Here is a 13913-nt window from a genome sequence, read left to right on the forward strand (position 1 = left end):
GTCCCGGATCGCGGTGCGTCCCCAGCGGCCCTTTCTCCGTTTCGTCCCGATCTCTCGCCGATCTCCTGCCGATGTCCGCCCTCTCCACGCTCCGTCTCGCCGCCTGGCGCCAGATCCTTCCCACGCTCGCGCTCGCCACGCTCGCCGGCTGGCTGGCCGAACGCCTGCACCTGCCGCTGCCGTGGATGATCGGCCCGCTGTTCGCCGTGGCCGGCGCACGCATGGCCGACCGGGACCTGCGCCCGCTCCCCGGTGGACGGCAGACGGGACAATGGGCGATCGGCGCCGCGCTCGGGCTGTACTTCAGTCCGGAGGTGGTGGCGCAACTGAGCCTGCATGCGCCGCTGGTGATCGCGGCCGCGCTGGGCTCGCTGGTGCTCGGCATGGCCTACGCCTTCATTCTGCTGCGGCTGGGGGGCGTGGATGCGCCGACCGCGTTCTTCGCCGCCCTGCCGGGCGGGGCCTCGGAGATGGCCAACCTCGCCGATCGCCACGGCGGTGCGGTGGACCGCATCGCCGCGGCGCACGCCATCCGGGTCATGATGGTGGTGTCGGTGCTGCCCTTCGCGCTCACCTTCGCCGGGGTGCAGGGCAGCGACGTCTACGTGCCCCTGGCGCGGGATGTGGACGCGCAGCACTTCCCGCTGCTGGTGGGCGCGAGCCTGCTCGGGGTGGGGGCGTTCAAGCTGCTGCGCATCGCCAATGCGTGGGTGCTCGGGCCGCTGCTCGGCGTGGCGCTGGCGACGCTGGCCGGCGTGCCGCTGTCGGCGCTGCCGCCCTGGGTCGTCAATGGCGGTCAGCTGCTGATCGGCTGTGCCCTCGGCTGTCGCTTCTCGCGTGCCTTCTTCCGCGCCGCGCCACGCTTCATGAGCGTCGCGGCGCTCACCGGGGCGATGTCGATCGTGCTTGCGTTCGCCCTCGCGACCCTGCTCGGCCTGGTCGCGGAGGTGCCGCTGTCGACGCTGGCGCTGGCGACCGCTCCCGGCGGAGTGTCGGAGATGTGCATCACCGCCAAGGTGCTGCAGCTGGGCGTACCCCTGGTCACCGTGTGCCATGTGTTGCGCGTGGTGGTGTTGACCGTGGGTGCGCAGTGGAGCTTCGGCATCTTCCGCCGCCTGGTGGCCGTCTGAGCGGCGCCGGTACGCCCGCGCGGGCGTACCGGCGCGGGATCAGGCGCCGTCCGCCAGCGTCGGGTAATCGGTGTATCCCTTCGGCCCGGGGGTGTAGAAGGTCGCCGGATCGGGCGCGTTGAGCGCGGCCTTGCGGCGGATGCGTTCGGGCAGGTCGGGGTTGGCGAGGAAGGCGGTGCCGAAGGCGACCGCGTCGAGCTTGCCGGCGGCGATCGCGGCGTTCGCTTCGTCCGCCGAGTAGCCCATGTTGCCGATCAGCACGCCACGGTAGGCGGCGCGCACCGGTGTCACCACGTCGCCGTGCTGCTGGCCGAAGAAATCGCCGCGCATCAGGTGCAGGTAAGCGAGCCGCCAGTCGTTCAGGCAGCCGGCGAGCCAGCTTGCCAACCCGATCGGGTCGCTGTCGATCATGTCGTTGTAGCTGTTGAGCGGCGACAGGCGCACGCCGACGCGGCCGCCGCCCCACACCTTGCACACCGCGTCGAGCACCTCGAAGAGCAGGCGGGCGCGGTTCTCGCGCGGTCCGCCGTAGGGACCGCCGCGCTGGTTGCTGCCGTCGCGCAGGAACTCGTCGAGCAGGTAGCCGTTGGCGCCGTGCACTTCCACGCCGTCGAAGCCGGCGGCACGGGCGTTCTCGGCGGCGCGCGCGAAGCCGGCGACGATGTCCGGCAGCTCGTCGTCGCGCAGTTCGCGCGGCACGACGTAGGGCTGCTTGCCCTGGGGCGTGTGCACCTCGTCGCCGGTGATCGCGAGCGCGCTGGGCGCAACCGGCTGGCGGCCGTCGTTGAGCAGCGGGTGGCAGGCGCGGCCGCCGTGCCAGATCTGCAATACGATGCGCCCGCCGGCGGCATGCACCGCGTCGGTGACCTTCTTCCAGCCTGCGACCTGGGCCTCGGAGTGGATGCCGGGCTCGTGCCAGAAGGCGGAGTTGCCCTCCATCGCCATCGTCGCCTCGGCGATCAGCAGGCCGGCGCTGGCGCGCTGGGCGTAGTGGGTGGCCATCAGCGCGCCGGGCACGTGGCCGTCCTCGGCGCGGCAGCGCGTGAGCGGGGCCATCAGGACGCGGTTGGGCAGGGCGAGATCGCCCGCCTGCAGCGGGGTGAAGAGATCGGTCATGGGGTCTTGTCCTCGGGGTCGATCGGATCGAAAAGTCGGGCGAAGGCTGCGCGCGCCGCCGTCTCGGCGAGGTCGGCGAGACGCACGGCCTGCGCCTTGCGCTCGGCGGGCGCTTCGTCCAGCACGGAGCGCGCGAGCGCGCGGAGGTTCCCCGACGCAGCCAGGTGATGGCGTCGTGGCGGGTGCCAGGTGTCGAGCCAGGCGCGCAGCTTCGCGGCCTGCGGTGCCCCGCCTGGAAGGAGGCCGATCGCGGGACGCGCGAAGGCGTCGGCGACGATGCGTGCGTGCAGGCTGCTCGCGCAGCATAGCGCGGCGTTGGCGATCAACGCGCACAGATCCATGACGTGGGGGGAGGCGGCGATGACGGCCGCCTCCGGATCGGGCAGGCGGCGGCGCAGGCGCTGCAGTACGTCGGGGTCGTCGTGCCAGGGCGCACGCCCGGCGCAGAACAGCACGATGCCCAGGTCGCGCTCGCGCTGGATCGCCGCAAGCTCGCCCGCGAGCGTGGCGAGGGTGGCGTCGTCGCCGAACTCTGCCGCGAGCTGCACCGCCACGTAGCCTCGCGCGAAGCGTGCCCGCAGCGCCGCGACCTCGCCCGTCGCGGCGTGGTGCGCCACCTCGGCGCCGAGCAGGCGTTCGACCAGCACCGCGGGGTCGGGGACCAGCGCCGCGTCGAGGCCCGCGGCGGCGAGGGCGTCGCGGGTGCAGCGGTCGCGCACCTGCACCCCTGCGGCCGCGCGCAGCTCGGCAAGCGCCTCGGCACGCAGCGCCGCGGGCAGGGCCGCGAAGCCGACCCCGCCGATGCCGGTGTGCACGCTGCGCGTGCCGGGCGGCAGCGCGGCATGCGCAGCGAGGTAGGGCAGACCACGCGGAACCCCGAGCGCGTGCCGTGCCCAGGCCGCGCGCGCGGCGGGGTCGTGGTCGTATAGCGCGATCGCGCGTGCGGCGCCGGCGTTGTCGAGCAGCATCACTGCCGCCTCCCAGGCGCTGCAGTCGAGGATCTCGCCACCCACCTGCAGCAGCCCCGGCGGGGGCGTGTCGCGACGGGGCGGCTTCCATTCCGCGGCGAGTTCGGCGAGCGCTTCCACGCGGGCACCGCCGTCCGCACGCAGATCGCGCACGGCGAGGCCGGCGAAGCGCAGCTCCCGTCCGGGCAGGAGGCGCGCGGCCAGTTCCGCTGCGATGCGGCCGAGCAGCAGGTCGCCGAGGTTGTGGCGGTCGAAGGCACCGAACAGGATCAGCGGCGAGGGCTGCCCGACCCGGGGCGTGGCGCCGGCCGCCGCCTGCGCGGGCGAGAGGGGGCGGAGGGATGTCGCGGTGCGCGCGCCGGGCCCGTTCATCGCCCCCCCTGCCTCAATCCGCGCCGGTGCGCAGGCGGTCGAGGCGCAGGCGCTGGCGCTCGTCGAAGAGCCGGCGCGCGCCCAGGCTCACCGCCACCACGGTACCGAAGCCGGTGCCACCGGCGATCAGGAACATCACCAGGATCTGGTATTTCACCGCCTCCACCGGCGCGGTGCCGGCGAGGATCTGGCCGGTCATCATGCCGGGCAGGCTGACGATGCCGGCGGCGGCCATGGCGTTGATGATCGGGATCATGCCGACGCGGATCGCCTCGCGCCGGGTGTCGGCGATGGTCTCGTTCCAGTTCTGGCCGAGGGCGAGCCGGGTCTCGAGCACCATGCGCCGCGCGCTCGCCTCCTGGGTCAGGCGGTCCAGCCCGAGGGCGATGCCGTTCATGGTGTTGCCGAGCACCATGCCGAGCAGCGGGATCGCGTACTGGGGCGCATACCACGGCGTGTTGCCGATCACCACCAGCAGCGCCAGCACGCTGACGGTGAAGGAGGACACGAACATCGACAGCGTGCCCAGGCCGAAGCCCCACCACCCGACGAAGCGGCGCTTCTGCCGCGCCATCACCTCGCGCCCGGCGGCGGTGATCATCACCGCGGCCATCGCCGCCACCCACAGGAAGTGCGCGTTGTCGAACAGCAGCTTCAGCACCAGACCGATCAGCAGCAACTGGATCGTGGTGCGCGCGGCCGCCACCACCAGGCGCTGCTCGATGCCCAGGCCCAGGCGCAGCGACAGCCCGGCCAGCGCCAGGATCAGCAGCGCGGCGAGCGCAAGGTCGAGGACCGAGAGCTCCATCACCATGCCGCGCCCTCGGTGTCGGGGGGCCTGTCCGCGCCTGCAGCCTTTCCTTTGTCCGCGGCCGCCTTCCCGCCTTCCTCTTCCTCCACCAGCTTGCCGTCCTCGAGCAGGAAGCGGCGCCGCGCCACCCGTGCGGCCTGGCGCGGGTCGTGGCTGACCCACAGCAGCGCGGCGGCGTGCTCGCGCCGGTAGTCGTCGAGCACGGCCTCGACGCGCGCGGTGCTGTCCTCGTCGAGGTTGCCGGTGGGTTCGTCGAGCAGCAGCACCGCCGGCCCCTGCATCAGCGTGCGCAGCAGCGCCAGGCGCTGGCGCTCGCCCGTGGAGCAGCGCGCCACCTGCCAGTCGAGCGCCCCGGCGGGCAGGCCCACGCGGTCCAGCCAGGTGGGCGTGCAGCCGGCGGGAAAGTGCTCGCCGACCGTATCGGCCCACCACTGGCCCTCGGCCATCACCAGCGCCACCCGGCGCCGCCAGGCCGGGCCCGGCATGGACGAGCACGCGCGCCCATCCAGCAGGGCCTCGCCCGCGTGCGGGTCGAGATCGGCGATCGCGCGCAGCAGCAGGGACTTGCCGCTGCCCGAGGCGCCGCGGATGCAGACACATTCGCCGGCGGCGACGTCGAGATCGACCGGGCCGATGTGGCGGGTGCGGAGCTGGTGCAGGGCGAGGGCGGGCATGGACGGATGTTCGCGTGTCCGGGCGGGGTTTTCAATGCGGGTGGCTCGCCGCGCTCGGCAAGCGCGCTCCGATTGGGCGAGAATGTGTAAGCAATCCATGCACATCTTCGCCTGCATGGAATCTTTTTTCCGCCAGGGGCTCACACCCCCGCATGCGGCGCGGACGGTCCGCGCCGCCCGACAGGACCGACTCATGTACAGGGATCCCCGATTCTCCGGCATCTTCCAGACCCTCGGCGGGCCGGCCGCCAAGCCGCCCACGCTGCTGCAGAAGGTGGTGGGCGCGGTGGTCATGGCGGGCGTCTTCATGCTCGCGCTGACCTTCTCGGTCGCCTTCTTCGCGGTGCTGCTGACCGCCGGCGTGGCGATCTGGGGCTGGGTGTGGTGGAAGACGCGTGCCCTGCGCAAGGCGATGCGGGCGCAGATGGACGCGCAGGCGGCCGCAGGCGGTGCTCGTGCGGGCGGCTACGGTCCCGCCGCTGGCAATCGCGGGCTGATCATCGAGGGCGAGGTGATCCGCGAGGTGGAGATCGAGGAGGATCCGCGCAGGGACGGCCCCGGCGGCCGCACCCCGTCGTGACGCCAGTCGCCCCACGCCCGGCGCAGCCGCGTTCCCATCTATCCTTGTTGACCCGGTGAACCGGCGGGCGGAGTCACCGCCGTTTGCTGCAGCAAGGCCTCGCGGCCGTCGGCGATGCTGCGGATGTGCACATCCATCTGGTTGAAGGCGATCTCGATTCCCGCTTCACGGAAGCGGCGGTCGATCTCGCGGTTGATCTCGTCGATCGCGGCGTTGCGGTCGCCGAGTTCGCGCACGTGCACCCGGAGCTCGTGGTCGAGCGTGCTGGGGCCGAAGTTGAGGAAGAACACCAGCGGTTCCGGATCCTTCAGCACGCGCGCGTTTTCGGCCGCGATCGCGAGCAGCAGGCGCCGCGTCGTCTCCAGGTCGGCGCCGTAGGCCACGCCGAGCTTGATCGTCACCCGCGTCACCGTGTCGGTCAGCGACCAGTTGGTGAGCTGGCCGGTGATGAAGGCCTTGTTGGGCACGATCATCTCCTTGCGGTCGAAGTCGGTGATCGTGGTGGCGCGGATCTGGATGCGGCTCACCGTCCCCGAGACGTTGCCGATCGTCACCACGTCGCCGATGCGCAGCGGGCGCTCGAACAGGATGATCAGACCGGAGACGAAGTTGGCGAAGATCTCCTGCAGGCCGAAGCCCAGGCCCACCGACAGCGCCGCCACCAGCCACTGCAGCTTGTCCCAGCTCACCCCCAGGGTGCCCAGCGTGGAAGCGATGCCGACGCCGACGATGACGTAGGAGAGCAGCGTGGTGATCGCATACGCGCTGCCCTGGGCGAGCTGGAGCCGCGACAGCACCAGCACCTCGAGCAGGCCCGGCAGGTTGGTGGCGAGCATGAAGGCGATCGCCGCGATCGCCAGCGCGCCGAGCAGGTCGGCGAGACTGATCGGCACCACGCCGGCGGTCTCGCCACTGCCGCTGGCGTACTCGTACAGGGTGATGTTGTCGAGGTAGGACACCACCGTCAGCAGGTCGGCCCACACCCAGTAAAGCGCCACCGCGAGGCCGGACAGCAGGGCCAGGTGGAGCAGGCGCAGCGACTGCTGGTTGATGCGGGCGATGTCGAGCATCGGCGCCTCGGCCACCGCAGCCGGCTCGCTGTCGGCGCCGGCGCGGCCCTCGCGCTCGGCGGCCTCGCGGCGCGCGACCGCGCGCTGATGGTCGATGCGGTGCGCGGCGACGCCGAGCGCGCGCACCAGCAGGCCTTCGGCGAGTCGCCACAGGATCAGCACGTACAGGGTGTCCACCAGGCGGCCGGTGAGCTTGAGCGCGGTGTAGTAGTAGCCCATCACCAGCGCGCCGATCAGCGCGAGCGGCATGAGGCCGAGCGCCAGCCCCACGAACACGCGCAACGGGGAGGGGCGGTCTTCCAGGCGCGTGTGCAGCAGGCCGCGCACCAGCAGCCAGGCCATGGTGGCGTAGCCGACGAGCAGGATCAGGATGCCCAGCACGTCGATGCCCAGGCTCTCGGGCTGGCGCTCCGCGATCGCCACCACCGCGACCACCGCCACCACCACCAGACCGAGCTTGTTCAGGTTGCGGTGCAGTGCGCGCACGCGCTCGACGGGCCACTGGAAGTGGCGTTCGGCCACCCCGCCCGGCGTGAGTAGGCGATGGGCGGTGCGGAACACCAGCCAGGCCTGTGCCATGTCCATCAGCGCCGCGCCCAGGGCCGCGTTCTGGCCGCGCGCGTCCATCTGCAGGGCGATGCCGCCGAGCGCCAGCAGCAGGCTTACCGGCAAGGTCAGCAGCATGTTGAGCAGGATCGCGCGCGGGGTGTGGAGCTGGCTGTCGCGGCGCACGTAGCCGATGTCCGCATGCAGGCTGTCGAGCTGCGCGCGCAGCCAGCGCCGGCGCGCGAACAGGCCGACGCTCAACAGCAACACCGGCAGGAACAGGAAGGGCCGCGCCTGCAGGCCCGCCCACAGCTCGCCGACGGCCGAGCCCCACGGGATCGCGGCGAACTGCTTGGCGAGCGCGGCCGGCACCGCCTGCAGCCAGGCGAGGTCGAGCGGGCGGTTGCTCGGGATCCAGAACATCTGCTTGTCGAGCGTGGCGCGCAGGCGGTCGGCGCTCACCAGCAGCTGGCGCTCGGCGAGCTGCAGCGTGATCGACTGGGCGAGCACCGCGTTGAGCTCGCGGTTGAGGCGCTCGAGCAGCTCGCTGCGGGTGGCGAGCAGCGCCAGCAGCGGTTCGCGCACGGCCGGGTCGGCCTCGCCGGCGTCGGCGAGCAGGCGTTCGGCGTGGGCGGCCGGGATGGAGAGCTGTTCGCGCTGCTTGTTGATCTCGAACTGGTACAGGCGGATGTCGGCGATCTGGTCGGCGAGGCCGGCGTCGGTCGTCGGGGCGGGCAGCGCCCGGCGCTGCTCGAGCAGGATGCGCGAGAGCAGGACGCTGCCCTGAAGCACGCCGATCTGCTCGTCGATCAGCGTGGTGCTGCGGTTGAGCATGTCGAGTTGCTGGCTTACCGCCTGGTTGCGCCGGGTGAGGGCGTCGAGCTTCTCGGTGGCGCCCAGCAGGTATTCGGACAGCTGCTGGTTGATCGCCGCCTCGCGGGCGAGGAGGTCGTCGTGGCTCGCGTCGGCACTTACGTCGGCGAGCGCCTGCACGGTCTGCTCGGCCTGGCTGGCGCGCTGGCGGCTGATCGCGTCCTGCAGCGCGCGTGCCGCCTCCTCGAGGCGGGCGAGCTGCAGGCGCGCGAGCTCCTGGCGGGCGAGGCCGAGGTCGATCAGGCCGCTGTTGCCGGCGAGCTCCTGGCGGCGCAGCGCGAGCTGGGCGTCGAGCGCATGCCATTCGGCGGCGAGCGCGTCGCGGCGCTCCGGGCTGAGCGCGCGGCTGTCGCGCCCGGCTTCGCGTCCGCTCGCGAGCATGGCCTCGATCGCCGCCATGCGCACCTGGCCGGTGCTGATCTCGGTCTGTGCGCGCTCGGGGCCGGTGCGCGCGGCGACGAGCAGGCTGTCGGCCTCGTCGAGGCGGCGGCGCCAGTCGGCGAGCGCGGCCTCCTGTTCGGCGAGGCGCTCCTCGAGGCGGGCGAGCGGGGTGTCGGCGGCGGGCGCCGCGACCGGCGCGGCCGCGGGCAGCGCGGCGAGCTGGCGACGCGCCTCGGCGATCTGTGCCGGTGCGTCGGCGAGTGTCTGCTTGAGCGAATCGAGCCGGCGGCGATGGTCGTCGGCGCTGGCGAGGCTGGCCTGGGCCTGTTCCAGCGCCTGCTGCGCGGCGCGTTGCTCGGCCTCGGGCAGCTTGCGGTCCGCGAGCGCCTGCGCGCGCGCGCGCAGCTCGTCCGGCTGCGGCCGTGGCGGCGCTTCGGCGGCGGCCCAGGGGGCCAGCAGCGTAAACAGGAGCAGGAGGAAGACTCGGATCAGCGGGCGCATCGGGAGGATTCTGTGGACGTGGCAGGAGATGGGCCTGCGGGAGGCGTGGGGCGGATCGGCGTGCACGGCAGCACCGGGTCCAGGGGCCGAAGTTTAGCCGGTCGCCAGGAGCCGGGGGCGCGTGGCCGGATGAAAGCTTCGTGTCGAAACATTTGCTTGAACGGATACGACTCCCCGTCTATCGTGTCGCGTCCGGAGGAGATGGAAAACGACAAGATGGACTACCAGATCCAGCGTCTGAAGGTGCTCGGTGCGGGCATCTTCAGCCTGATGCTCGCGCTCGGCGTGGCGCGCTTCGCCTATACCCCGCTGCTGCCGCTGATGCAGGCCCAGGCCGGGCTCGGTTTGGCCGAGGGCGGCTGGCTCGCGGCAATCAATTACACCGGTTACCTGAGCGGCGCGCTGCTCGCCGCCTCGATCAGCGACCTCGTGCTCAAGGACCGCCTCTACCGCATCGGCATGGTGGTCGCGGTGCTGACCACGCTGATGATGGGGCTCACCACCGATTTCACGGTGTGGGCGGTGTCGCGCTACCTGGCCGGACTTTCGAGTGCGGCGGCGATGTTGCTCGGCACGGGCCTGATCCTGAACTGGCTGATCCGTCACAACCATCGCCACGAGCTCGGCATCCACTTCGCCGGCATCGGTCTGGGCATCGCCGGCTGCTCGGTGGCCGTGGCGCTGATGAGCCTGTGGCTGGACTGGCGTGCGCAGTGGTTCGTGTTCACCGCGATTGCCTGCGTGCTGCTGGTGCCGGCGCTGCGCTGGCTGCCGGCACCCGACACCAGCGGGCTGACGCGCAGCGGCGCGCCGATGCACGACGACCCGCCCAGCCCGCTCTTCCTGCGCATCTTCATGGCGTCCTACTTCTGTGCCGGCGTCGGCTTCGTGGTCAGCGCGACCTTCATCGTCGCCATCGTCAATCGCCTGCCCGGGTTGGAGGGCCAGGGGAGCTGGAGCTTTCTCGCCATCGGCCTGGCGGCGATGCCGGCCTGCATCGTGTGGGATTTCATCGCCCGCCGTACCGGCGCGCTGAACGCGCTGATCCTCGCCGCGGTGCTGCAGATCGTCGGCATCCTGCTGCCGGTGGTGGTCGGTGGCAGCCTGGGGGCGATCGCCGGCGCCCTGCTCTTCGGCGGCACCTTCGTCGGCATGGTCAGCCTGGTGCTGACCATGGCCGGGCGTTACTACCCGACGCGGCCGGCCAAGATGATGGGCAAGATGACCATCTCCTATGGCGTCGCGCAGATCCTCGGCCCGGCGGTGACCGGCTGGCTGGGCGAGACCTTCGGCAGCTACGCAGGCGGGCTGTGGTTCGCCGCGGCGATGATGGGCGTGGGCACCGTGTTGCTGGTGCTGCTGAAGATCGTGGACCGGCGCGACGCTCAGGCCGCGGCAGGCGTCGCCTGAGCGGGCGGCCACGGTCGCCCGTGGCGCAGGCAGAAGTCGCGCAGCAGCTGGTTGGCCATCGCGTAGCGGATCGGGAACAGCGGCGGCAGCGCGTCGACATGGAAGAAGCGCGCATCCTCGATCTCGCCCGGAGCGCAGACGATGTCCCCGCCGGCGTACTCGGCCTGGTAGCCGAGCATCAGCGCATGCGGGAAGGGCCACGCCTGGCTGGAGAAATAGCGTGGCGCGCGGATGCGCAGGCCGGTCTCCTCGAAGATCTCGCGATGCACCGCCTGCTCGGCCGATTCGCCCGCGTCCACGAAGCCGGCGAGCGTGCTGTAGAGGCCGGGCGGGAAGTGCGGCGAGCGCCCGAGCAGGATCTCGGCACCGCGCTCGACCGCCACGATCACCACCGGCGAGACGCGCGGAAAGTGCTCGCGACCGCAGTCCGGCGCGCTGCAGCGCCGCGCCGGCGGATCCGTCCGCAGTGTGGTGGGCGCGCCGCAGGCGCCGCAGAAGCGGTGCGCGCGGTCGAACTCGAGCAGCTCGAGGGCGCGCGCGGCGAGGGCGAGCGTCTCCCCGTCAAGCGTGTCGAGCAGCGACTTGAGATGCTGGAACGCATGTCCGTCGGGTGCCTCGATCGTGCGCTCGACCTCGACCACCGTCCATGCCTCGCCCGTGGTCACGGGGAAGTCGAGGGTGCGCAGCGCGACGAGACCGGCCCGCCAGGAATCCGGGCCGGCCGTGGGCGTCGCCGCGAGGTCCACGAGCAACTGGTGGTCGCGGAACACGAGCGTGCGTGCCGGCCGCGGATCGCCGGATGGGGGCAGTGAAGAAGGAAGGCTCATGATCGTGGGACCGGGGTCGGGCGGAGCGTCGGCGCAAGGAGGAAGGCGAGGGCGGCAGCATCGGGCAGATCGCCCGTGCTGTCGAGTCTGTGGCGCGGGTCGTGACCGCGGGGCTCGTTTCCAGGCCCGGCAAGGCTTGCCGCGGTTTATTTCGCGATGTGAAAGAAGGTTTCGATGCCCGACAGGTCGATAAGTGGTATTTTTCCGGGCGACTGCGATCGTGCGGCGGCCTTGCCGCGCCGGCGACAGTGGGTCGCCATCGGGTAGTCGGGACAAGATCTAAAACATATAGGGGAAATCAATGTCTGCAGGCAAATCCAAGATCATCTACACGCTCACGGACGAAGCGCCGCTGCTGGCGACGTGCGCCTTCCTCCCGATCATCCGCACCTTCACCGGTCCTGCAGGCGTCGAGGTCGAGAAGGCCGACATCTCCGTGTCGGCGCGCGTGCTCGCCGAGTTCCCCGAATACCTGAGCGAAGACCAGCGCGTCCCCGACACGCTCGCCGAACTGGGCCGCCTGACCCTCGAGCCCGACACCAACATCATCAAGCTGCCCAACATCAGCGCCTCGGTCGCCCAGCTCAAGGCTTGCGTCAAGGAACTGCAGGAGAAGGGCTACAAGATCCCCGACTACCCCGAGGACCCCAAGACCGACGAGGAAAAGGCGCTCCGCGTCCGCTTCGGCAAGTGCCTCGGCTCGGCCGTCAACCCGGTGCTGCGCGAGGGCAACTCCGACCGTCGCGCGCCCGCCGCAGTCAAGAACTACGCCAAGAAGCACCCGCACTCCATGGGCGAGTGGAAGCAGTGGTCGCAGACCCACGTCTCCCACATGCACCACGGCGACTTCTACCACGGCGAGAAGTCGATGACGCTCGACCGCGCGCGCGACGTCAAGATGGAGCTGATCACCAAGTCGGGCAAGACCATCGTGCTCAAGCCCAAGGTCTCGCTGCTCGAAGGCGAGATCATCGACTCGATGTTCATGAGCAAGAAGGCGCTGTGCGAGTTCTACGAGAAGGAACTCGAGGACTGCCGCGAGGCCGGCATCCTGTTCTCGCTGCACGTCAAGGCGACGATGATGAAGGTCTCGCACCCGATCGTCTTCGGCCACTGCGTGAAGATCTACTACAAGGACGCCTTCGAGAAGCACGGCAAGCTGTTCGAAGAGCTCGGCATCAACGTCAATAACGGCATGGTCGACCTGTACGAGAAGATCAAGACCCTGCCCGAGTCCAAGCGCGACGAGATCATCCGCGACCTGCACGCCTGCCAGGAGCACCGCCCGGCGCTCGCCATGGTCGATTCGGCCAAGGGCATCACCAACTTCCATTCGCCCAACGACATCATCGTCGACGCCTCGATGCCGGCGATGATCCGCCAGGGCGGCAAGATGTGGGGGGCCGACGGCAAGCAGTACGACAGCAAGTGCGTGATGCCGGAGTCGACCTTCGCCCGCATCTACCAGGAGATGATCAACTTCTGCAAATGGCACGGCAACTTCGACCCGCGCACGATGGGCACGGTGCCGAACGTCGGCCTGATGGCGCAGAAGGCCGAGGAATACGGCTCGCACGACAAGACCTTCGAGATCGCCGAGGACGGCGTGGCCAACATCACCGACCTCGCCACCGGCGAGGTGCTGCTGTCGCAGAACGTCGAGGCCGGCGACATCTGGCGCATGTGCCAGGTCAAGGACGCGCCGATCCGCGACTGGGTCAAGCTCGCCGTCACCCGCGCGCGCAACTCCGGCATGCCGGCGATCTTCTGGCTCGACCCCTATCGTCCGCACGAGAACGAGCTGATCAAGAAGGTCAAGACCTACCTCAAGGATCACGACACCAGCGGCCTCGACATCCAGATCATGTCGCAGGTGCGCGCGATGCGCGTGACCCTCGAGCGTGTCGCGCGCGGCCTGGACACCATCTCGGTGACCGGCAACATCCTGCGCGACTACCTCACCGACCTGTTCCCGATCATGGAGCTGGGCACCAGCGCCAAGATGCTGTCGATCGTGCCGCTGATGAACGGCGGCGGCATGTACGAGACCGGTGCCGGCGGCTCGGCGCCCAAGCACGTGCAGCAGCTCGTGCAGGAGAACCACCTGCGCTGGGATTCGCTCGGCGAGTTTCTCGCCCTGGCGGTGTCGCTGGAGGACCTCGGCATCAAGACCGGCAACGCCCGCGCCAAGCTGCTCGCCAAGACCCTGGACGAGGCCACCGGCCGCCTGCTCGACGAGAACAAGTCGCCCTCGCCCAAGACCGGCCAGCTCGACAACCGCGGCAGCCAGTACTACCTCGCCCGCTTCTGGGCCGAGCGCCTCGCCGGACAGGCGGAAGACGCCGAGCTGGCGGGCAAGTTCGCCCCGCTCGCCAAGGCCTTGGCCGAGAACGAGCAGAAGATCGTCGCCGAGCTCGCCGAGGTGCAGGGCAAGGCGGTGGACATCGGCGGCTACTACAAGGCCGACGCCGAGAAGTGCAAGGCGGTGATGCGTCCGAGCGCCACGCTCAACGCCATCCTGAAGGGCGCGCGCGCCGCCTGAGGCGGTTGATGTGCCGCCGGCCAGCGCCCGGCGGCCGGCGAACCCGAAAAGGGGCAGATCGACGAATGCGTCGACCTGCCCCTTTTTCGCGTCCCCACGCAAGGCAAGGGTA

At 70.7% G+C, this 13913-nt stretch carries 10 protein-coding genes; 4 read left to right on the forward strand and 6 right to left on the reverse strand.

Annotated elements, in window-relative coordinates; all coding sequences use genetic code 11:
- The first annotated feature begins 71 nt into the window (after positions 1-71).
- Positions 72-1130 carry an AbrB family transcriptional regulator gene (locus tag ACZ5PP_RS12505; protein WP_004316095.1) on the forward strand — a complete coding sequence of 353 codons (1059 nt, stop codon included), beginning with the start codon at positions 72-74 and terminating at the stop codon, positions 1128-1130.
- 39 nt (positions 1131-1169) lie between these two features.
- Here ACZ5PP_RS12505 and ACZ5PP_RS12510 read toward each other — a convergent pair whose 3' ends face one another.
- The 4 genes from ACZ5PP_RS12510 to ACZ5PP_RS12525 are packed head-to-tail and all read right to left on the reverse strand — an operon-like array spanning position 1170 to position 5071.
- On the reverse strand, positions 1170-2246 hold the full coding sequence (locus ACZ5PP_RS12510) for an alkene reductase (RefSeq protein WP_004316096.1): 1077 nt from the start codon (positions 2244-2246) through the stop codon (positions 1170-1172).
- On the reverse strand, positions 2243-3586 hold the full coding sequence (locus tag ACZ5PP_RS12515; protein WP_012584281.1) for a polysaccharide pyruvyl transferase family protein: 1344 nt from the start codon (positions 3584-3586) through the stop codon (positions 2243-2245). Before ACZ5PP_RS12515 ends, ACZ5PP_RS12510 begins: the two co-directional genes overlap by 4 nt.
- A 13-nt stretch (positions 3587-3599) precedes the next feature.
- Positions 3600-4400, reverse strand: a complete 801-nt coding sequence (locus ACZ5PP_RS12520; RefSeq protein WP_004325594.1) for an ABC transporter permease — start codon at positions 4398-4400, stop codon at positions 3600-3602.
- Positions 4394-5071, reverse strand: coding sequence for an ABC transporter ATP-binding protein (locus tag ACZ5PP_RS12525; protein ID WP_012584282.1), 678 nt, complete (start codon positions 5069-5071; stop codon positions 4394-4396). The genes ACZ5PP_RS12520 and ACZ5PP_RS12525 overlap by 7 nt, the downstream gene beginning before the upstream one ends.
- A 193-nt stretch (positions 5072-5264) precedes the next feature.
- Between ACZ5PP_RS12525 and ACZ5PP_RS12530 the strand changes: the two genes are divergently transcribed.
- Entirely contained in the window at positions 5265-5651 is a 387-nt protein-coding gene (locus ACZ5PP_RS12530) for a hypothetical protein (protein ID WP_004325598.1), read from the forward strand.
- 38 nt (positions 5652-5689) lie between these two features.
- Here ACZ5PP_RS12530 and mscK read toward each other — a convergent pair whose 3' ends face one another.
- The gene (gene mscK, locus ACZ5PP_RS12535; RefSeq protein WP_012584283.1) at positions 5690-9022 is read right to left on the reverse strand and encodes a mechanosensitive channel MscK; all 3333 of its coding nucleotides are present in this window, start codon (positions 9020-9022) and stop codon (positions 5690-5692) included.
- Positions 9023-9238: 216 nt separating this feature from the next.
- Between mscK and ACZ5PP_RS12540 the strand changes: the two genes are divergently transcribed.
- Positions 9239-10432: a YbfB/YjiJ family MFS transporter gene (locus ACZ5PP_RS12540; protein ID WP_012584284.1), complete on the forward strand. Its 1194-nt coding sequence runs from the start codon at positions 9239-9241 to the stop codon at positions 10430-10432.
- On the opposite strand, the gene nudC is transcribed toward ACZ5PP_RS12540, so the two are convergent.
- Entirely contained in the window at positions 10408-11259 is an 852-nt protein-coding gene (nudC, locus tag ACZ5PP_RS12545; RefSeq protein ID WP_012584285.1) for an NAD(+) diphosphatase, read from the reverse strand. The genes ACZ5PP_RS12540 and nudC overlap by 25 nt on opposite strands.
- Positions 11260-11560: 301 nt before the next feature.
- On the opposite strand from nudC, the gene ACZ5PP_RS12550 reads away from it, so the two are divergent.
- On the forward strand, positions 11561-13801 hold the full coding sequence (locus tag ACZ5PP_RS12550) for an NADP-dependent isocitrate dehydrogenase (RefSeq protein WP_004323643.1): 2241 nt from the start codon (positions 11561-11563) through the stop codon (positions 13799-13801).
- Positions 13802-13913 lie beyond the last annotated feature (112 nt).

Source organism: Thauera sp. DNT-1 (genome assembly GCF_055393985.1).